Annotated in this window: 20 protein-coding genes; 8 read left to right on the top strand and 12 right to left on the bottom strand. The window is 67.1% G+C overall.

Annotated elements, in window-relative coordinates; translation table 11 throughout:
- Positions 1–18 precede the first annotated feature (18 nt).
- Positions 19–315 (bottom strand): hypothetical protein, encoded by a 297-nt coding sequence (locus AC1DIQ_RS07865; RefSeq protein ID WP_121041882.1) that lies wholly within the window; start codon positions 313–315, stop codon positions 19–21.
- Positions 316–480: 165 nt separating this feature from the next.
- Between AC1DIQ_RS07865 and ftsY the strand changes: the two genes are divergently transcribed.
- The 3 genes from ftsY to AC1DIQ_RS07880 are packed head-to-tail and all read left to right on the top strand — an operon-like array spanning position 481 to position 3,386.
- Complete coding sequence (ftsY, locus tag AC1DIQ_RS07870; protein WP_478049779.1) at positions 481–1,917, top strand: signal recognition particle-docking protein FtsY; 1,437 nt, start codon at positions 481–483, stop codon at positions 1,915–1,917.
- A gap of 55 nt (positions 1,918–1,972) precedes the next feature.
- Entirely contained in the window at positions 1,973–3,112 is a 1,140-nt protein-coding gene (gene mutY / locus AC1DIQ_RS07875) for an A/G-specific adenine glycosylase (RefSeq protein WP_478049780.1), read from the top strand.
- Positions 3,113–3,116: 4 nt separating this feature from the next.
- Complete coding sequence (locus AC1DIQ_RS07880) at positions 3,117–3,386, top strand: oxidative damage protection protein (protein WP_478049781.1); 270 nt, start codon at positions 3,117–3,119, stop codon at positions 3,384–3,386.
- 63 nt (positions 3,387–3,449) lie between these two features.
- Here AC1DIQ_RS07880 and AC1DIQ_RS07885 read toward each other — a convergent pair whose 3' ends face one another.
- The 10 genes from AC1DIQ_RS07885 to AC1DIQ_RS07930 all read right to left on the bottom strand — a co-directional run bounded on the left by AC1DIQ_RS07885 (position 3,450) and on the right by AC1DIQ_RS07930 (position 10,521).
- On the bottom strand, positions 3,450–3,914 hold the full coding sequence (locus AC1DIQ_RS07885; protein WP_282262903.1) for a DUF6491 family protein: 465 nt from the start codon (positions 3,912–3,914) through the stop codon (positions 3,450–3,452).
- Positions 3,915–4,019: 105 nt separating this feature from the next.
- Positions 4,020–4,733 carry a lipoprotein-releasing ABC transporter ATP-binding protein LolD gene (gene lolD, locus AC1DIQ_RS07890; RefSeq protein WP_121041874.1) on the bottom strand — a complete coding sequence of 238 codons (714 nt, stop codon included), beginning with the start codon at positions 4,731–4,733 and terminating at the stop codon, positions 4,020–4,022.
- Positions 4,726–5,967, bottom strand: coding sequence for a lipoprotein-releasing ABC transporter permease subunit (locus AC1DIQ_RS07895; RefSeq protein WP_088432207.1), 1,242 nt, complete (start codon positions 5,965–5,967; stop codon positions 4,726–4,728). Before AC1DIQ_RS07895 ends, lolD begins: the two co-directional genes overlap by 8 nt.
- A 23-nt stretch (positions 5,968–5,990) precedes the next feature.
- Positions 5,991–6,440 carry a hypothetical protein gene (locus AC1DIQ_RS07900; RefSeq protein WP_282262906.1) on the bottom strand — a complete coding sequence of 150 codons (450 nt, stop codon included), beginning with the start codon at positions 6,438–6,440 and terminating at the stop codon, positions 5,991–5,993.
- Positions 6,391–6,639, bottom strand: coding sequence for an FAD assembly factor SdhE (locus AC1DIQ_RS07905; protein ID WP_019183252.1), 249 nt, complete (start codon positions 6,637–6,639; stop codon positions 6,391–6,393). The genes AC1DIQ_RS07900 and AC1DIQ_RS07905 overlap by 50 nt, the downstream gene beginning before the upstream one ends.
- A 105-nt stretch (positions 6,640–6,744) precedes the next feature.
- A complete protein-coding gene (locus AC1DIQ_RS07910; protein WP_088432210.1) occupies positions 6,745–7,530 on the bottom strand; it encodes a succinate dehydrogenase iron-sulfur subunit in 786 nt (261 codons plus the stop codon).
- Between the two features lie 163 nt (positions 7,531–7,693).
- Complete coding sequence (gene sdhA / locus AC1DIQ_RS07915; RefSeq protein ID WP_478049782.1) at positions 7,694–9,484, bottom strand: succinate dehydrogenase flavoprotein subunit; 1,791 nt, start codon at positions 9,482–9,484, stop codon at positions 7,694–7,696.
- 31 nt (positions 9,485–9,515) lie between these two features.
- Positions 9,516–9,902 carry a succinate dehydrogenase, hydrophobic membrane anchor protein gene (gene sdhD / locus AC1DIQ_RS07920; RefSeq protein WP_121041868.1) on the bottom strand — a complete coding sequence of 129 codons (387 nt, stop codon included), beginning with the start codon at positions 9,900–9,902 and terminating at the stop codon, positions 9,516–9,518.
- A complete protein-coding gene (sdhC, locus tag AC1DIQ_RS07925; protein ID WP_282262913.1) occupies positions 9,899–10,291 on the bottom strand; it encodes a succinate dehydrogenase, cytochrome b556 subunit in 393 nt (130 codons plus the stop codon). The genes sdhD and sdhC overlap by 4 nt, the downstream gene beginning before the upstream one ends.
- A 56-nt stretch (positions 10,292–10,347) precedes the next feature.
- Positions 10,348–10,521, bottom strand: a complete 174-nt coding sequence (locus tag AC1DIQ_RS07930; RefSeq protein WP_102788321.1) for a DUF1674 domain-containing protein — start codon at positions 10,519–10,521, stop codon at positions 10,348–10,350.
- Positions 10,522–10,560: 39 nt separating this feature from the next.
- On the opposite strand from AC1DIQ_RS07930, the gene ygfZ reads away from it, so the two are divergent.
- Positions 10,561–11,430: a CAF17-like 4Fe-4S cluster assembly/insertion protein YgfZ gene (gene ygfZ / locus AC1DIQ_RS07935; RefSeq protein ID WP_282262916.1), complete on the top strand. Its 870-nt coding sequence runs from the start codon at positions 10,561–10,563 to the stop codon at positions 11,428–11,430.
- Positions 11,431–11,559: 129 nt separating this feature from the next.
- Here the strand turns inward: ygfZ and AC1DIQ_RS07940 are convergent, their stop codons facing one another.
- A complete protein-coding gene (locus AC1DIQ_RS07940; RefSeq protein ID WP_121041864.1) occupies positions 11,560–12,651 on the bottom strand; it encodes an ABC transporter ATP-binding protein in 1,092 nt (363 codons plus the stop codon).
- Between the two features lie 354 nt (positions 12,652–13,005).
- On the opposite strand from AC1DIQ_RS07940, the gene zwf reads away from it, so the two are divergent.
- From zwf to edd, 4 genes are read left to right on the top strand one after another with little or no spacing between them, the layout of a single operon-like run.
- Positions 13,006–14,445: a glucose-6-phosphate dehydrogenase gene (zwf, locus tag AC1DIQ_RS07945; protein WP_121041862.1), complete on the top strand. Its 1,440-nt coding sequence runs from the start codon at positions 13,006–13,008 to the stop codon at positions 14,443–14,445.
- Entirely contained in the window at positions 14,442–15,449 is a 1,008-nt protein-coding gene (gene glk / locus AC1DIQ_RS07950) for a glucokinase (protein ID WP_121041860.1), read from the top strand. The genes zwf and glk overlap by 4 nt, the downstream gene beginning before the upstream one ends.
- A complete protein-coding gene (gene pgl / locus AC1DIQ_RS07955) occupies positions 15,446–16,168 on the top strand; it encodes a 6-phosphogluconolactonase (protein WP_123728961.1) in 723 nt (240 codons plus the stop codon). Before glk ends, pgl begins: the two co-directional genes overlap by 4 nt.
- Positions 16,169–16,213: 45 nt before the next feature.
- A complete protein-coding gene (gene edd, locus AC1DIQ_RS07960; protein ID WP_152151556.1) occupies positions 16,214–18,130 on the top strand; it encodes a phosphogluconate dehydratase in 1,917 nt (638 codons plus the stop codon).
- Positions 18,131–18,318 lie beyond the last annotated feature (188 nt).

Genomic DNA, 18,318 nt, shown 5'->3' on the forward strand with positions numbered 1-18,318 from the left:
GCAGTCAGCGCACGCGGGTCAGGCCCAGCGGTCGAGCAAGGTGCCCAGCATCTCGTCCTGACGCCGGATCACGGTTGCGTTGGCGGCAAACGCCAGCGCAGCCTGCTTGGCCGTGAGCAGATCCGCGATCGGCGCGTTGGCATCGTCGGGTGCGGCGACCACGGTGGCGGTGACACCGCCCCCTGCCGCTGTGGCCTGCGCGACACCCAGGCGCGTGGCATCAGCCACCGGCAATCGCGCCACGTTGGCGGCGGCCGCCTGTACGCCCAGCGAAGCGGCACGCATACCGGCGCTGGCAATGGACATCACACGCATCGTTCACCGTTTTGCTGTCCCGGCCGCGCCCGCATGGCGCAGCCCTTCACAACCGGTAACGGCCGCATCGGCCATTACTTGAGTCCCGCCCCACCGCACCTGCACGCCCATTGGCATTCGGGGCGCAGTGGTAGCATAGCCCTCTGATTTCAGCGTCTTTTGCCAATGCTCAGCTTCTTCCGTCGCAAAAAGCCCCAGGACGCCCCGCAAGAGGCGGCCAAGACCCAGCATTACTCCACCGAGGAGCTGGCTGCCGCGTTCCCGCAGACCACGCCCGAGCCTGCGGCAGCGCCTGCGCCTGCGCCGCTGCCGCCCGTGGTGGAAGCCGCGGCACCTGCTGCCGAGCCGGTCGAGCGCGAGACCGCGCCGAAGCCGGTTGAGACTGCGCCTGTCCTTGCCACCCCGGTTGTGCCTGCGCCCGTTGTACCGGCGCCTGTGGTCGCACCGCCTGTTGCCCCGGCACCGGTCGCCCCCGCACCGGTGGTGACCGCACCGGTTATCCCGACTCCGACTCCGGCTGCGCCGGTGAGCACGCCTGCGCCGGCTGTCGTCGCGACGCCGGTCGCCGCTCCGGCAGCGCCCGCCCCGGTTACTCCGGCAACGCCCGTTACGCTGGTTGCTCCGGCTGCGCCGACCACCGTGGCCGAGCGCCCGTCCTCCCAGGACATCGCCCCCGCCGCCGCCGGCAAGAGCGGCTGGCGCGAGCGCCTGCGCAACAGCGTGATCGCCCGCAGCTTCGGCGGCCTGTTCTCGCGCAATCCCAAGCTCGATGACGACCTGCTCGACGAACTGGAAACCGCGCTGATCACCGCCGATGTCGGCGTCGGCGCGACCACGGCGCTGGTCGAAGGCCTGCGCAAGCGCATGAAGGCGCGCGAGTTCACCGATGCCAATGCACTGCTCACCGCGCTGCGCGCCGAGCTGATCGCGATCCTGCAGCCGGTGGCCAAGCCGCTGGTGATCGACCGCACCGCCAAGCCCTTCGTGGTGCTCACCGTCGGCGTCAACGGCGTCGGCAAGACCACCACCATCGGCAAGCTGGCCAAGCGCTTCAAGGACGATGGCCACAGCCTGATGCTGGCCGCCGGCGATACCTTCCGTGCCGCTGCCGTCGCGCAGCTGCAGGCCTGGGGTGATCGCAACGGCGTGGCCGTGGTCGCGCAGGGCCAGAACGCCGACGCGGCCTCGGTCGCCTTTGATGCTCTGCAGGCCGGCAAGGCACGCGGCACCGAGGTGCTGATCGCCGATACCGCCGGCCGCCTGCATACCCAGGCCGGCCTGATGAACGAGCTCGGCAAGATCCGCCGCGTGCTCGGCAAGATCGACCCCCATGCGCCGCATGAAGTGCTGATGGTCATCGATGGCACCACCGGCCAGAACGCGCTCTCGCAGCTGCGTCAGTTCCATGCCGCGGTCAACGTGACCGGCCTGGTGGTGACCAAGCTGGATGGCACCGCCAAGGGCGGCGTGGTGTTCGCGCTGGCGCGTGAGTTCGGCATTCCGATCCGCTTCTGCGGCATCGGCGAGCGTCCGGAAGACCTGCGCGTGTTCGATCCGGAAGCCTTCGTCGACGCATTGCTGCCGGAAGCGCTGGGCACCTGAGCCGATGCCGATGCAGCCACGCATGGCGTGGCTCCAGCCCTTCTCCGGAACCTGCATGACCCGCCAGCCTACCGCCAGTGCCCCGTTGCCGACCGACGATGTCTTCGTCTCGCGGCTGTTGCACTGGTTCGATGACCACGGCCGGCATGACCTGCCGTGGCAGCACCCGCGCTCGCCGTACCGCGTATGGCTGTCGGAAATCATGCTGCAGCAGACCCAGGTCAGCACGGTCATTCCGTACTTCCTGAAGTTCCTCGAGGCGTTCCCGACCCTGCCCGGCCTCGCCGCGGCGAGCAATGATGCGGTGATGGCGCAGTGGGCAGGCCTTGGCTATTACGCCCGTGCCCGCAACCTGCATGCCGCCGCGCAGCGCTGCGTCGAGCTGCACGGCGGCGAGCTGCCGCGTGATTTCGATGCCTTGCATGCGCTGCCGGGCATCGGCCGCAGCACTGCGGGCGCGATTCTCAGCCAGGCCTGGAATGATCGGTTCGCGATTCTCGATGGCAACGTGAAGCGCGTGCTGACCCGCTATCACGGCATCGAGGGCTTCCCCGGCCTGCCCGTGATCGAAAAGCAGCTGTGGGCGGTCGCCGAGGCGCACGCTGCGCAGGTGCCTGGCACGCGCATGGTCGATTACACCCAGGCGCAGATGGACCTCGGCGCCAGTGTCTGCAGCCGCAGCAAGCCGGCCTGCGTGATCTGTCCGCTGCAGACCACCTGCGTCGCCCGTCGCGAGGGGCGTACCGATCAGCTGCCGACGCCCAAGCCCGGCAAGACCCTGCCCGAGCGCGAGGCGGTGGCGCTGCTGCTGCGCGATGCACGCGGCCGGGTGCTGCTGCAGAAGCGGCCGGACACCGGCATCTGGGCGCAGCTGTGGACCCTGCCCCAGGCCGACAGCGGGATCGCGTTGCAGGACTGGTTCGACGCGCACATCGACGGCTCGCTGGACGATGCCGAGCCGTTGCCGGTGCTGGAGCACACCTTCAGCCACTACCGGCTGCATCTGCAGGTACTGGTGGCAACGGTACAGGGCTCGCGCGGTAAGGATGCCGGCGTGCGCTGGGTCGCTGCCGAGGAGCTGGCCACGCTGGGCCTGCCCGCCCCGATCCGCAAGCTGCTCCAGACCGGTGCACCGCCCGCTCAGCCCAAGCGCCGTACAATGCGGCGCGCAGCAACATCCCAAGACATCGAGTAACGCTATGCCCCGCACCGTTTTCTGCCAGTACGAACAACGCGACGCCGAAGGCCTGGACTTCGTGCCCTACCCCGGCGAGCTGGGCCAGCGCATCTTCAACCACATCGGCAAGCCGGCGTGGTCCGCGTGGCTGGCGCACCAGACCATGCTGATCAACGAAAACCGGCTGTCGCCGCGGGATCCCAAGCACCGTGTGTTCCTCGAAGAGGAACTGGTGAAGTACCTCTTCAGCGGTGGCGCCGAGAAGCCGGCCGGGTTCGTACCGGAGGCCTGATCGGCTCTGATACCGACCAACGGTCGGTATGGTCGGGATCCGGTTGCCGGCCAGCGGCCGGCACTACCGGGTTGGCGCCTGCTGGCCTTCTTCGCGCTCCTGCACCTGTGCCTGGCGCAGCTCCTGCTCGGACGCGCGCAACGCCTTGGTATCCAGCTTGCGGATGCTGCTGATGAAGCACGGCAGATTGACCGGGCCGGCCGTCGGATCGCGCACCAGCACCTTGTCAAAGCGTGACGAAACGCGGCCGATCCTGCTGGTCAGACCGATCGCCGAGGCATAGTCCAACCCTTGGCACGGCCCGGTCAGATCCAGCAGGTAGCCCTCGCTCGGGCGCGTCCATACCGCCAGCGCACTGTCGCCGAGAGCCGTCCAGCCCGACAGCGAGCCGTACAGCGGCATGTCCTGCTGCGGCGGCCCGGCGTGGGCGCGGTAGAGATCGAGCTTCTGCGCGGTGGACAGGCGGCCGGTACTGGCGCACGCGGCCAGCCCAAGGCACAGGGCCGCGATGGCAAGGGTCAGCTTCATGACGCCTCCTGCTGGGGAATGTGCGCCGATCATGCGCCGCCCGGCGTGCTCCCGGCGAGAGGAACCCGCCGGGTGTTCAGCGCTCAGGCAGGCACGGTTGCCTGCTCAGACCTCGCTGTGGGCCAGGCTGTGCAGCCGCCCTTCGCGCAGCTCCAGCACGCGGTCCAGCTTGCGTGCCAGGGAGCGGTCGTGGGTCACCAGGACCAGGCTGGTGTGGTGCGCGCGGTTGAGCTCGAGCATCAGCTCGAACACGGTCGCGGCGGTCTTGTCGTCGAGGTTGCCGGTCGGCTCATCGCCCAGCACGCAGGCCGGACGGTTGACCAAGGCGCGGGCTACGGCCGCACGCTGACGCTCGCCGCCGGAGAGCTCGCCCGGCTTGTGGTCCAGGCGATGGCCCAGGCCGACCGATTCCAGCAGCGCCTGCGCACGGGTGCGCGCGTCGACCACTTCTTCGCCACCGAGCAGCACCGGCATCATCACGTTTTCCAGCGCGGTGAATTCGGGCAGCAGATGATGGAACTGGTACACGAAGCCGAGCGCGCGGTTGCGCAGCTGCCCGCGCTGGCTGTCGGACAGGCCGGACATGCGCTGGCCGGCCACGTAGACCTCGCCCGCCGTCGGCGTATCCAGCCCCCCCAGCAGATGCAGCAGGGTGCTCTTGCCGGCGCCGGAAGCACCGATGATGGCCACGGTCTCGCCGGCGGCCACGCGCAGGTCCAGCCCGTTGAACACCGGGGTCTGCATGCGGCCTTCGGCATAGGTCTTGGCCAGCGCTTCGGCGCGGATGACTTCCTGGCCCAGGGTGAGTGCTTCATTCATAACGCAGGGCCTCCGCCGGCTGGGTACGTGCCGCGCGCCAGGCGGGATACAGGGTGGCAAGGAAGCTCATGACCAGCGCCACGGCGGTGATCACGATGATGTCCGGGGTCTGCATGTCGGTCGGCAGGCCGGTGATGTAGTACACGTCCTCCGGCAGCAGCTTGACGTTGAACAGGGTCTCGATCGCGCCGAGGATGCGCTCCAGGTTCAAGGTCAGGGTGATGCCACCGATCACGCCGAGCACCGTGCCGAAGATGCCGATCAGCGAGCCCTGCACCATGAACACCTGCATGACGCCGCCCGGGGTCAGGCCCAGGGTGCGCAGGATCGCGATGTCGGCCTGCTTGTCGGTGACCAGCATCACCTGCGAGGAGACCAGATTGAACGCGCCCATGGCGATGATCAGCGAGAGCAGGATGCCCATCACCACCTTCTCCATCCGCAGCGAGTGGTAGAGGTTGGCGTTCTGCTGGGTCCAGTCGCTGACCCGGTAGGCACCGGTCAGGTTGTGGGCCAGATCGACGCCGACATCCAGCGCCTTGTCCATGTCATGCAGCTTCAGGCGCACGCCGGTGACGCCATCGATGCGCAGTACTTTTTCCAGATCGGCCATGTTGGCGTAGGCCACGCCGCGGTCGACCTCGTTGTAACCGGCTTCGAAGATGCCGCTCACGGTGAAGCGTTTCATGCGCGGGATCGCGCCGATCGGCGTGCCCTGCACTTCGGCCAACGTGACCAGCACGGTATCGCCCACGCCGACACCGAGGTAGATCGCCAGCTCCTGGCCGACCAGCAGGTTGTAGCTGCCTGCGGTCAGGCTGTCGAAGCTGCCTTTCTTGACCTTCTGGTTGATCACCGAGACGTTGGGCTCCAGCGCCGGATCGATGCCCTGCACGATGGCGCCCTGCACCCGCGGCCCGCTGAGCATGGCCTGGATTTCGATGTACGGCGCCGCGCCGGCAACCCGCGGATCCTTCTTGGCCACCTCCACCGCATGCGCCCAATCGGCCATGGGGGCACCGTCGGTGGTGATGGTGGTATGCGCGGTCATCTGCAGCAGCCGATCGCGGATTTCCTTCTGGAAACCGCTCATGACCGCCAGCGTGGTGATCAGCACGGTCACGCCCAAGGCAATGCCGAGGATCGAGGCCATGGAGATGAAGGAGATGAAGCCGTTGCGGCGTTTGGCGCGCAGGTAGCGCAGGCCAATCGAGACAGGTATGGGTTTGAACATGCAGGTACGCCGGACAATTCAGGCTATGGTGCCACTGCAGGGGGTGAACGGGAAATGCAGTGTGCCCGGACGGCTAGTCGCAGTTCACGTGCCTGCCCCTGCGGGAGCGTATCGGGCCAGAACAAACGCCAGTGGCGGCGCCCGTCGTGCCGCCAGGCCAGCTGCACCAGCGGGCCGCGGCGCCGCATCTGCAGCGCCTCGACCGGCTCGCCATCCACCTGCGCCGGGTCTTCGTCCGCCGGAATCACGAAGACGCAGCCCGGGCGGCGCGCATATCGCCACGCCTCCCACCAGGTGCCGGCCAGCGCCACCATGCCCAGCGCCAGGCCCCACGGCGCGGGCAGATCGGTCGCCCACAACGCCCAGGGCATCACCGCGCCCATGGCGATCAGCGCGCGGCACTGCCAGCGCGAGGGATGCCACTCACGCTGGAAGGGCGCGGATCCGGGCGATGAGGGCGGCGGGCGCGGCATGCGGGCACTCCTCGTAACCCATGAACCAGCGCCACAACTTATCGTCCTCGCTCTCGAGCAGGAACAGGAAAACCTCGCGCTCGTCTGTCGGTGCCTGCAGCCAGCAACGGTCCAGGTAACGGCCGAACAGCTGGTCCAGCTCGCGCATGCCGCGGCGGCAACGCCAGCGCAGCTTTTTCAGTTCAGTGGCTTCGTCCATTTTCTGCGTTTCCAGATAAGGCAAAGCCACGCATGGCGTGGCTCGACCGTTTCGATCATTTTCTGCGAAGCCACGCATGGCGTGGCGCTACAGGACACACCTGGATCAGGCGCGACGCGCCATCATCAGCTTCTTGATCTCGGCAATGGCCAGCGCCGGGTTCAGGCCCTTCGGGCAGGTCCGCGAGCAGTTCATGATGGTGTGGCAGCGGTACAGCTTGAAGGGGTCTTCCAGCTCGTCCAGGCGCGCACCGGTGTCTTCATCGCGCGAGTCGATGATCCAGCGGTAGGCCTGCAGCAGGATGGCCGGGCCCAGGTAACGCTCGCCGTTCCACCAGTAGCTCGGGCAGCTGGTCGAGCAGCAGGCGCACAGGATGCATTCGTACAGGCCATCGAGCTTCTTGCGGTCTTCCGGCGACTGCAGGCGCTCACGATCCGGCGGCGGCGGGGTCTGGGTACGGATCCACGGCTTGATCGAGGCGTACTGCGCGTAAAAATGGGTCAGGTCCGGCACCAGATCCTTGACCACGCTCATGTGCGGCAGCGGGTAGATCGGCACTTCGGCCTTGCCGCAATCGGCGATCGCGCGGGTGCAGGCCAGCGTGTTGGTGCCGTCGATGTTCATCGCGCACGAACCGCAGATGCCCTCGCGGCACGAACGGCGGAAGGTCAGGGTCGGATCGATCTCGTTCTTGATCTTGATCAGCGCGTCCAGGACCATCGGGCCGCAGGCGTCCAGATCGATCTCATACGTATCGGTGCGCGGATTGCTGTCGTCGTCGGGACTCCAGCGGTAGATCTTGAAGGTGCGGGTGTTCTTCGCACCGGTCTGGGCGGGGAAGTGCTTGCCCTTTCCGATCTTGGAATTCTTGGGGAGGGAAAACTCGGCCATGGCTGTTCTCGTTGGCTCAGGCGGCTCGCGCTGCAGAGCAGGCGCGGGTAGCACGGAAGATGAGGAAGTCGACACCACCGGCCCGCGGCGCACGCACCACCCCACCCGTGCGGGAGGTGGCGGTGGCGAGCGCTGCGTGGACGGAGGTCATGCCGCAGGTCTCTTAGTAAACGCGCGGCTTGGGCGGGACGACGTCCACGTCCTTGCTCAGCGTGTACATGTGGACCGGACGGTAGTCGAACTCGCACTTGCCGTTCTCGTCGACGTTGACCAGCGTGTGCTTCTGCCAGTTGACGTCGTCGCGGTCCGGGAAGTCCTCATGCGCATGCGCGCCGCGGCTTTCCTTGCGCTGTTCGGCCGAGTTGATCGTCGCCACCGCGTTGAGCAGCAGGTTGTTCAGCTCGTAGGTTTCGATCAGGTCCGAGTTCCACACCAGCGAACGGTCGGAGACCTTGACGTCCTGGAAGGAGTCGAAGATCTCGGCCATCTTGGTGCAGCCCTCTTCCAGCGTCTTGCTGGTACGGAACACCGCCGCGTCGTTCTGCATGGTGCGCTGCATGCGATCACGGATGACCGAGGTCGGGGTGTCGCCGTTGGCGTAACGCAGCTTGTCGAGCAGGCCCAGGGCCTTGTCGCAGGCATCGGACGGCAGGGTCTTGTGCGGTGCGCCGGACTTGATGGTGTCGGCGCAGCGGTTGGCCACCGCACGGCCGAACACGACCAGATCCAGCAGCGAGTTCGAGCCCAGGCGGTTGGCGCCGTGCACGGACACGCAGGCCGCTTCGCCGATGGCGTACAGGCCCGGCACGACCGCATCGGGGTTGTCGCCGACCTTGCGCACGACTTCGCCGTGGTAGTTGGTCGGGATGCCGCCCATGTTGTAGTGCACGGTCGGGATGACCGGGATCGGCTGCTTGTGCACGTCCACGCCGGCGAAGATGCGCGCGCTTTCGGCGATACCCGGCAGCTTGTCGTCGATGACGCCCGGGCCGAGGTGGGTCAGGTCGAGCAGGATGTGATCCTTGTGCTCGCCGACGCCGCGGCCTTCGCGGATCTCGATGGTCATCGAACGSSACACCACGTCGCGCGAGGCCAGRTCCTTATAGTGCGGTGCRTAGCGYTCCATGAAGCGCTCGCCGYTGCTGTTGCGCAGGATGCCGCCTTCGCCACGCACGCCTTCGGTGATCAGGCAGCCCGCGCCGTAGATACCGGTCGGATGGAACTGCACGAACTCCATGTCCTGCATCGGCAGGCCGGCACGCATGACCAGACCGCCGCCGTCGCCGGTGCAGGTGTGGGCCGAGGTGGCGCTGAAGTAGGCGCGGCCGTAGCCGCCGGTGGCCAGCACCACGCCATGGGCGCGGAACAGGTGCAGCGAGCCGTCGGCCATGTCCAGCGCGAGCACGCCGCGGCAGACGCCTTCATCATCGAAGATCAGGTCGAGGGCGAAGTACTCGATCATGAAGCGTGCGTTGTGCGCCAGCGACTGCTGGTACAGCGTGTGCAGCATGGCGTGGCCGGTACGGTCGGCGGCGGCGCAGGTGCGCTGCGCGGACGGGCCTTCGCCGTACTTGGTGGTCATGCCACCGAACGGGCGCTGGTAGATCTTGCCTTCTTCGGTACGGCTGAACGGCACACCGTAGTGTTCCAGTTCGATGATGGCCGGGATCGCTTCGCGACACATGTACTCGATGGCGTCCTGGTCACCCAGCCAATCCGAGCCCTTGATGGTGTCGAAGAAGTGGTAGCGCCAGTCGTCTTCACCCATGTTGCCCAGCGCGGCGGAAATACCGCCCTGCGCGGCCACGGTGTGCGAACGGGTCGGGAAGACCTTGGTCAGGCAGACCGTCTGCAGGCCCTTGGCGGCAAGACCGAACGTGGCGCGCAGGCCAGCACCGCCGGCGCCGACCACGACCATGTCGTACTTGTGTTCCGTAATCTTGTAAGCGGACATCTAATCTGGATTCCTGTCTTGGTGCCTGGACTCAGGCGACGCCGAGCGTAATGCGGGCGACCGCGAAAACACTGACGATCCCGCCGAGCACGGCGATGAACTTCACCGTGGTCTGCAGCGCCAGGGCCAGCAGCGAATTGTGGATGTAGTCTTCCAGCACGACCTGCAGGCCGAGCTGGGCATGCCAGAACATCGCGACCAGGAAGCCGACCAGCAGCACCGCGTTCCACGGCTTGGATACCGCGTCGGTGGCGGTCACGTAATCGGCGCCGATCAGGCTCAGTACGAACACCAGGAACCAGATGGTCAGGCCGACCAGCGCGGTGGCGGTCAGGCGCTGCATCACGAAGTGCTCGGTGCCGGTCTTGGCAGCGCCCAGGCCACGCACGTTCTTCAGCGGGGTACGGTACTTGTTCATGCGGCCGCTCCCATCAAGACATAGGCCCAGATCAGGGCGGTGATCACCAGGCTGGCGAAGACCGAGACCCAGCTGCTGCGCACGAAGGCGGGAATGGAGAAGCCGATCGCGAAGTCCTGCACGATATGGCGGATGCCATTGCACAGGTGGTAGGCGAAGGACCAGGTCCAGGCGAACAGGAAGAGCTTGCCGTACCAGCTACCGGCGTGGCCGGTGAAGCAGTTCCAGGATTCAGGACCCATCATCAGGGCGAGCAGGCCGCCGGCAATGATCAGGGCTCCAACAGACAGAAAGATGCCGGTCGCTCGATGCAGGATCGAGGTGGCCATCTGAATCTGCCAGCGATACACCTGAAGGTGCGGGGAAAGGGGACGTTCTCTGGCGGCCATTCGCTGGGCTCGTTATCTCGGCTGGGCGGCGCAATGCCGCGTTGGCTCAATGCTGATCAAAAATCGATGCAGCGTCCGTTTTTTTCCCAATCTCCGTACCGCACCGGATCAAGTCCGCCGCGGCCGCCGATTTCCAAAGGCACTGCCGGCGTCGCGGGGAGCGGTTGCTCCTCCGGTACCAGCGTGCCTTCAGCTTCAGAATCTGGAGTGGGGGTTGTTTGGCCTATCATGGGTGTTCTCGCAACGCACAAATTTTAGACCCCGTTCACGTGCCTGACAACCTGCCCTCCGATTTCGCCGGCTTTTCGCGCCTCCCCGGTCACCAGCTGCTCAGTCTCAGCGGTGCCGATGCGGCCGCCTTCGCCCATGCCCAATTCTCCAGCGACGTCACCGCCCTGCCCCTGCGGCATTGGCAGTGGAGCGCCTGGCTGACGGCCAAGGGCCGCACCATTGCTGTGTTCCAGCTGTTGCGGCTGGACGAGGAGCGCATCGTGCTGCTGCTCGCCGACGGCGATGCCGATGCGATTGCGTCGCAGTTGCAGCGTTTTGTATTCCGCCGCAAGGTGCGGATCGAGCTGCGAAACGATCTGGCGGTGGTGGCGAGCTTCACCGCGCCCGAAGCGGCCTCCGGGGCCGCGATTGCGCAACTTGCCGGCGAAAACCTCGAACTGGACCTTGGCAGCGACGCACTTCCGCGCAGCCTGCGGATCGGTGCGGCCGATGCCGTGGCCGCTGCGGCCGACAGTGCGGATATCGCGCTGGCCTGGCGCCAGTCCGACCTGCGCTATGGGCTGCCGCGGCTGGATGCCGATCAGCGTGAACAGTGGACGCCGCAGCAGCTCGGGCTGGACCGCCTGAACGGGTACAGCGTCAAGAAGGGCTGCTACCCGGGCCAGGAAATCGTGGCCCGCACCCATTTCCTCGGCAAGGCCAAGCGCGCCCTGCAGCTGCTGCGGGTCGTGGAGGGCACGACCAGCGGCACGCAGGTGCACCAGAACGCGGCGGCGATCGGCACAGTGGCCTCGGTGGCCGGTGAGCTGGCCCTGGCCGTGCTGCCGCTGGAGATCGCGCCGGAGCCGCTGTCGGTCGGCGGGGTTGAAGCCGCCCACCTGCCGTTGCTGGACGGTCTGGCGCGGTAATAGACATCGACCGGTGGTCGATGCGTCCGCCCCCCGCCCCGGCCGCGGTCACGACCAACGCGTGTAACCTGCCGCGCGGTAGTGCCGGCCGCTGGCCGGCAACCCGTAACCCGATAACCCGTCCGCGCCTTACGCGTCGTTCAAGCGCTCGCCGGTCTCTGCGTCGAAGAAGTGCAGGCCCTGCGGCTGGATCGCCACCCGGATCGGCTCACCGACGGACGGCAACGCCTGCGGCGCCACGCGCATCACCAACGGCTGGCCGCCACTGGTCATGTTGACGAAGATCTCGTTGCCGACCGGCTCGATGCCATCGATCATCGCCTCGAAGGCCGTTGCCTCACCGGCGGCGGCCGGCTGCAGATGCTCCGGGCGCACGCCCACGGCGATCGCCTTGCCGACCCACGCCTGATCGACCCGGGCCTGGCCCAACGGTGCGGTCAGCCCGGTGTCCTGCACGGCGAATCCGCTGTCGGTGCGCTGCAGAGTGCCGCGCAGCACGTTCATCGCCGGGCTGCCGAGGAAACCGGCCACGAACAGGTTGGCCGGCCGGTCGTACAGCGCCATCGGGGTATCGATCTGCTGGATCACGCCATCCTTGAGCACCACGATGCGCTGGCCCAGGGTCATCGCTTCCACCTGATCGTGAGTCACGTAGATCATGGTGGTGCCCAGCTTGCGGTGCAGCTGCGCGATTTCCGTGCGCACGCTGTGGCGCAGCTTGGCGTCCAGGTTGGAGAGCGGTTCATCCAGCAGGAACACTGCCGGCTCGCGCACCAGCGCACGGCCCAGCGCGACGCGCTGACGCTGGCCACCGGACATCGCCTTGGGCAGCTTGTCGAGCATGTCGGTCAGGCCGAGCGTTTCGGCCGCCTCGCTGACCCGCTTGCTGATCGTCGCCTTGTCGTGGCCGCGCAGCTTCAGGCCGAAGGCCAGGTTCTCGGCCACGGTCATGTGCGGGTACAGCGCGTAGCTCTGGAACACCATCGCGATGTCGCGATCCTTGGGCGCCACGTCGTTGACCACGCGGTCGCCGATCGTCAGCGTGCCGCCACTGATCTCTTCCAGCCCGGCCACCATGCGCAGCAGTGTGGACTTGCCACACCCGGACGGCCCCACCAGCACCATCAATTCACCATCGGCCACTTCGAAGGTCGCGCCCTGCACGGCCACCTGACCGTTGTCGTAGACCTTGCGAACGCCCTGCAACTGCACTTTTGCCATATCACCATTCCAGTCCGCCCGGTCTCCGGGCTGTTATGCGGAACTGCCTTCGGCCCTCCCGATGGCAGGTCGATGGCGTGGTGCCGCATGACGGCGACCACTGCAATCGAATACAGTCTGCGCATTCTGCCATGTAAACGTTTTCACGTGGCACTATCCGATGGTCGGCCGTGATCGGGATGCCGGGGAGGATGCGATATCTCCCACGACACCCGGTCGGCAGGCCATCATGCCGGGCGGAATCCATGGGGCGTGCTGCACCCGCAACAAGCAGACAACGGACCCCGCCCGACCCCCGAGAACATAGACGAGAAGCGATTGACAACGATGTCACCCGGATCTGAAACTCGAGCGATGCACGACACCCTCTTCCTGTTTGGCGCCACAGGTGACCTGGCCCAGCGCTATCTGTTCCCCTCGCTGCTGCGATTGCTGGGCGACGGCCTGCTCCCCGAAGACTTCAAGGTCCGTGCGCTGGCGCTGTCGCCGCACGATACCGAGGCCTTCCGCGAGATCCTGCGCCCGCGCCTGCAGCAGGCCATGCCCATGGCCAGCCAGGACGACATCCACTCGCTGCTGCAGCGCATCGACTACCGTTCGGTGGATCTGCGCAATCCCGAGTCGGTGGCCGAATCGGTCCATGACCTGGTCGACCGCCACTGCGTGAGCTACCTGGCGATCCCGCCGGGCCTGTACATCTCCACCTGCGAAGGCCTGGCCAAGGGCGGCGCACTGGCCGCACCGCACCGGCTGATGCTGGAAAAGCCGATCGGCAGCGACAGCGCCAGCGCCGAGGAGATCATCTCCACCATCGGCCAGTGGATCGACGAAGACCGCGTGTTCCGCCTGGATCACTACCTGGGCAAGGCCGCGGTGCAGAACCTGATCGCGCTGCGCTTCGGCAACACGCTGCTCGAGGCCGTCTGGAACCGCAACTACATCGAATCGGTGCACATCCTGGTCGCCGAGAGCGAGGGCGTGGACGGCCGCGATGCGTATTACGCCCGCTCCGGTGCGCTGCGCGACATGGTCCAGAGCCACATCCTGCAGCTGCTGTGCCTGGTCGCGATGGAGCCGCCGGCCTCGCTGGAGGCCGATCGCATCCGCGATGAGAAGGTCAAAGTCCTGCGCGCCCTGCGCCCGCTGGATGCCAAGCATGCCGCGCGTGACAGCGTGCGTGGCCGCTACACGGCCGGCACCATCAACGGCCAGCCCGCGCAGGCCTACCAGCCGCCGGAAGGCAGCGATGTGGAAACCTTCGCCGGCGTCACCGCGCATATCGACAACTGGCGCTGGTCAGGCGTGCCGTTCCATCTGGTCACCGGCAAGCGCCTGGCCGAGCGGACCACCCGCGTGGTGGTCACGCTCAAGCCGGTCACGCATTGGCTGTTCGAGCGCCCGCACCGCGGTAACGCCACCCCGAACCGGATCACCTTCCAGCTGCAGCCGCAGGAAAACATCGAGCTGGGCCTGATGAGCTCGCTGGCCGGCCCGGAATGGGGGGCGCTGGAACTGCACCCGCTGGAACTGGAGCTGTCCGTACCCACCGGCCTGCACCGCCGCATCGCCTACGAGCGCCTGTTCCTGGATGCCTTCAACGGCAACCACGCGCTGTTCGTGCGTGATGACGAAGTGCGCGCGGCCTGGGCCTGGATCGACAGCGTCAGCGACGCATGGAAGGAAGCCAAGCTGCCGCTGCAGCCCTACCCGGCCGGCGAATGGGGTCCGGAACAAGCTGCCGGCTTCCTGCCCGCCGATGCCGACGCCGACGCTGCCCGTGGTGGCCAGGCATGACGGTGTTGTCCCAGCCGGTCCTCGTCGCGGATATCGGCGGTACCAACGCTCGCTTCGCGCTCGCCGACACCTCGCTGGCCGCGCCGCTGCAGCAGGACAGCATCCGCGAATTCGCCGTCGCTGATTTCCCTTCGCTGGGCGAAGCGGCACGGCACTATCTCGAGCAGATCGGCGCAGAAGCCAAGCGCGGCGTGTTCGCCGTGGCCGGCCGCGTGGACGGTGACGAAGCGCGCATCACCAATCACCCGTGGGTGATCTCGCGCATGCGCACCGCGCACATGCTCGGCTTCGATGAGTTGCACCTGATCAACGACTTCGCCGCCCAGGCGATGGCCATCTCGCTGCTGCAGCCGCAGGATGTGATCCAGGTCGGCGGCGCGGCGTGGGTGCCGGGCAAGCCGGGCCAGCCGCGCAACTATGCGGTGATCGGCCCCGGCACCGGGCTGGGCGTGGGCGGGTTGATCCTGCGCCACGGCCGCTGCTATCCGCTGGAAACCGAGGGTGGCCACGTCAGCTTCCCGCCCGGGACGCCGGAAGAGATCCGCATCCTGGAGATCCTCTCCGAGCAGTTCGGCCGTGTCTCCAACGAACGCCTGATCTGCGGCCCGGGTCTGGTCAACATCCATCGCGCTGTGTGCGAGATGGCCGACATCGACCCGGGCCAACTGCAGCCGGTGGACGTCACCGCGCGTGCGCTGCATGGCGACCCGCAGGCGATGCGGACCGTGGATGTGTTCTGCGCGGTGTTCGGCGCGATCGCCGGTGACCTGGTGCTGATGCAGGGCGCCTGGGATGGCGTGTTCCTGACCGGCGGCCTGGTGCCGAAGATGCTCGATTCGCTGCAGCATTCCGGCTTCCGCCAGCGCTTTGAACACAAGGGCCGCTTCTCTTCGATCATGTCCAAGGTGCCGTCGCTGGCCGTGATGCACCCCAGCCCGGGCCTGCTCGGCGCGGCCGCGTATGCGGCGGATGTGGAACGCGATCTGCCGGGAGGCACCGCATGAATACCCTGGATACGTCCGACCGTTTCACCCTGATCCGCCATGGCGATGCCGATGGCTGGATCGAGGCCGTGGCCGCTGAAATGGCCGCCGAACTCAACCGCGACATCGCCGAATTCGGCCGGGCGCGCATGCTGCTCTCCGGCGGCACCACGCCGGCGCCGATCTACCAGGCACTGGCCGAGCTGGACGTTCAATGGGACCGGGTGGAAGTGAGCCTGGTCGATGAGCGCTGGCTGTCACCGCAGGATCGCGACAGCAATGCTTGGCTGGTACGCGAGAGTTTCCTCACCCGTGCCGAAGGCGCGCATTTCGATCCGCTGGTGCGGGTCGGCAAACCGCTGCCCGAATGCGTCTACAGCGCCAACCTGCAGGCCCAGCACAGCCAGCGGCCGTGCCTGAGCGTGATCGGCATGGGCAACGACGGCCACACCGCCTCACTGTTCCCGGGTTCGAAGGATCTGACCCGCGCCCTGGAAAGCACCCTGCCCTACGCGGCGCTGGATGCCACCGGCTGCCCCGGTGCCAATCAGTGGCCGCTGCGCATCACCCTCACCCCGCATGGCTTGAAGCAGAGCCGCCAGCGCCTGTTGCTGCTGCGTGGCAAGCAGAAGCTGGAAGTGCTCAAGCACGCGCTGGAAAGCAACAATCCGCAGCTGTATCCCATCCTCAACGCGATCGATCTCGACGGCGCGAAACTGCGCGTCCACTGGTGTGACTGAGTTGCCCCGGTGTTGTTCCGTTCGCCTTCTCATAGCCGGTAGCCAATGAGCCTGCATCCCAAACTCCATGCCATCACCGAGCGCATCGTCCAGCGCAGCGTCGCCTCGCGCGCCGCCTACCTGGCCGGTGTCGACGCGGCGCTGCGCGACGGTCCGTTTCGTTCGCGCCTGAGCTGCGGCAACCTCGCCCACGGGTTCGCCGCGTGCGGCCCGACCGACAAGTCGCGCCTGCGCGGCGGCGTGACGCCCAACCTGGGCATCATCACCGCGTACAACGACATGCTTTCGGCACACCAGCCGTTCGAGCATTACCCGGAGATCCTGCGCGAGACCGCGCGCGAACTCGGTGCGACCGCACAGGTCGCCGGTGGCGTGCCGGCGATGTGCGACGGCGTCACCCAAGGCCGCGGCGGCATGGAACTGTCGCTGTTCTCGCGCGATGTGATCGCCCAGTCGACCGCGATCGGCCTGAGCCATGACATGTTCGACGCCAGCGTCTACCTCGGCGTCTGCGACAAGATCGTGCCCGGCCTGCTGATCGGCGCGCTGGCCTTCGGTCACCTGCCGGCGATCTTCCTGCCGGCCGGCCCGATGACCCCGGGCATCCCGAACAAGCAGAAGGCTGAAGTGCGCGAGCGCTACGCGGCCGGCCAGGCGACCCGCGAGGAACTGCTGGAAGCCGAAGCCGCTTCGTACCATGGCGCCGGCACCTGCACCTTCTACGGCACCGCCAATTCCAACCAGACCCTGCTCGAAGCGATGGGCGTGCAGATGCCGGGCGCCTCGTTCGTCAATCCGGATACACCCCTGCGCGACGCACTGACTCGCCACGCGGCGGTGCGCGCACTGGAAATCAGCGCCCTGGGCGACGACTTCCGGCCGCTCGGCCGCTTGATCGACGAACGCGCGATCGTCAACGCGGTGGTCACCCTGATGGCCACCGGCGGCTCGACCAACCACACCATCCACTGGATCGCCGTGGCGCGTGCGGCCGGCATCGTGCTGACCTGGGACGACATGGACCAGCTCTCGCAGCTGATTCCGTTGCTGGCCCGCGTCTATCCGAACGGCGAAGCCGACGTGAACCGCTTCGCCGCGGCCGGCGGCACCGCGTTCGTGTTCCGCGAGCTGATGGAGGCCGGCCTGATGCATGCCGACCTGCAGACCGTGGCCGAAGGCGGCATGCACCAGTACGGCCAGGAGCCGGCGCTGCGCGACGGAAAGCTGACCTACATCGATGGCGTGCGCGAGAGCGCCGATCCGGATGTGGTGCGTGGCGTGGCCAATCCGTTCGAGTCGCAGGGCGGCCTGCGCCTGCTGCGCGGCAACCTCGGCCGTTCGCTGATCAAGCTGTCGGCGGTGAAGCCGGAGTTCCGCACGATCGAAGCACCGGCGGTGGTGGTCGATGCGCCGCAGGTGCTGAACAAGCTGCACGCGGCCGGTGTGCTGCCGCACGATTTCGTGGCGGTGGTCCGTTACCAGGGCCCGCGCTCCAATGGCATGCCGGAGCTGCATTCGCTGGCGCCGCTGCTGGGCCTGCTGCAGAACCAGGGCCGTCGCGTGGCGCTGGTCACCGATGGTCGTCTGTCCGGTGCCTCGGGCAAGTTCCCGGCGGCGATCCACATGACGCCGGAAGCCTCGCGTGGCGGTCCGCTGGCACGGGTGCGCGAGGGCGACATCATCCGTCTGGATGGTGAAGCCGGCACGCTGGAGCTGTTGGTGGATGCGGCGGAATTCGCGGCACGTGAGCCGGCGCCGAACACCGCACCGGCGGCGCATGATCTGGGCCGCAATCTGTTCGCGATGAGCCGCCGTCTGGTGGGCCCGGCCGATCAGGGCGCGATGTCGATTTCGTGTGGCCCGGCGGCCGATGACGGCAGCATCTGGAATTACGATGCGGAATACGAGCTTGGGCATGATGCCGCGGCGGCGGATGCGCCGCATGAGGGTAAGGACGCGTGAGCTGACGCAAAAGCGGCGGCCGGGTGTTCTGGTTGAGGCAGCGGGATGGCCCCAACCAGGACGCGCCGTGAACCCATCCATGGGGGCTCGTCAGCGCCATCCATGGCGCTGTAACGGTCCTGGTTGGGGCCATCCCGCTGCCTCCCGACACATTCCGGCGCGTCGTTCGCGCTGCAGACATTGATGAA

It is taken from the genome of Stenotrophomonas sp. 05L413, assembly GCF_056397945.1.

What these genes read in the sequence shown, in the direction of transcription:
- AC1DIQ_RS07865 (WP_121041882.1), bottom strand. Translation starts at nt 315, where the DNA reads ATGCGTGTGATGTCCATTGCCAGCGCCGGTATGCGTGCCGCTTCGCTG.
- ftsY (WP_478049779.1), top strand. Translation starts at nt 481, where the DNA reads ATGCTCAGCTTCTTCCGTCGCAAAAAGCCCCAGGACGCCCCGCAAGAG.
- mutY (WP_478049780.1), top strand. Translation starts at nt 1,973, where the DNA reads ATGACCCGCCAGCCTACCGCCAGTGCCCCGTTGCCGACCGACGATGTC.
- AC1DIQ_RS07880 (WP_478049781.1), top strand. Translation starts at nt 3,117, where the DNA reads ATGCCCCGCACCGTTTTCTGCCAGTACGAACAACGCGACGCCGAAGGC.
- AC1DIQ_RS07885 (WP_282262903.1), bottom strand. Translation starts at nt 3,914, where the DNA reads ATGAAGCTGACCCTTGCCATCGCGGCCCTGTGCCTTGGGCTGGCCGCG.
- lolD (WP_121041874.1), bottom strand. Translation starts at nt 4,733, where the DNA reads ATGAATGAAGCACTCACCCTGGGCCAGGAAGTCATCCGCGCCGAAGCG.
- AC1DIQ_RS07895 (WP_088432207.1), bottom strand. Translation starts at nt 5,967, where the DNA reads ATGTTCAAACCCATACCTGTCTCGATTGGCCTGCGCTACCTGCGCGCC.
- AC1DIQ_RS07900 (WP_282262906.1), bottom strand. Translation starts at nt 6,440, where the DNA reads ATGCCGCGCCCGCCGCCCTCATCGCCCGGATCCGCGCCCTTCCAGCGT.
- AC1DIQ_RS07905 (WP_019183252.1), bottom strand. Translation starts at nt 6,639, where the DNA reads ATGGACGAAGCCACTGAACTGAAAAAGCTGCGCTGGCGTTGCCGCCGC.
- AC1DIQ_RS07910 (WP_088432210.1), bottom strand. Translation starts at nt 7,530, where the DNA reads ATGGCCGAGTTTTCCCTCCCCAAGAATTCCAAGATCGGAAAGGGCAAG.
- sdhD (WP_121041868.1), bottom strand. Translation starts at nt 9,902, where the DNA reads ATGAACAAGTACCGTACCCCGCTGAAGAACGTGCGTGGCCTGGGCGCT.
- sdhC (WP_282262913.1), bottom strand. Translation starts at nt 10,291, where the DNA reads ATGGCCGCCAGAGAACGTCCCCTTTCCCCGCACCTTCAGGTGTATCGC.
- AC1DIQ_RS07930 (WP_102788321.1), bottom strand. Translation starts at nt 10,521, where the DNA reads ATGATAGGCCAAACAACCCCCACTCCAGATTCTGAAGCTGAAGGCACG.
- AC1DIQ_RS07940 (WP_121041864.1), bottom strand. Translation starts at nt 12,651, where the DNA reads ATGGCAAAAGTGCAGTTGCAGGGCGTTCGCAAGGTCTACGACAACGGT.
- zwf (WP_121041862.1), top strand. Translation starts at nt 13,006, where the DNA reads ATGCACGACACCCTCTTCCTGTTTGGCGCCACAGGTGACCTGGCCCAG.
- glk (WP_121041860.1), top strand. Translation starts at nt 14,442, where the DNA reads ATGACGGTGTTGTCCCAGCCGGTCCTCGTCGCGGATATCGGCGGTACC.
- pgl (WP_123728961.1), top strand. Translation starts at nt 15,446, where the DNA reads ATGAATACCCTGGATACGTCCGACCGTTTCACCCTGATCCGCCATGGC.
- edd (WP_152151556.1), top strand. Translation starts at nt 16,214, where the DNA reads ATGAGCCTGCATCCCAAACTCCATGCCATCACCGAGCGCATCGTCCAG.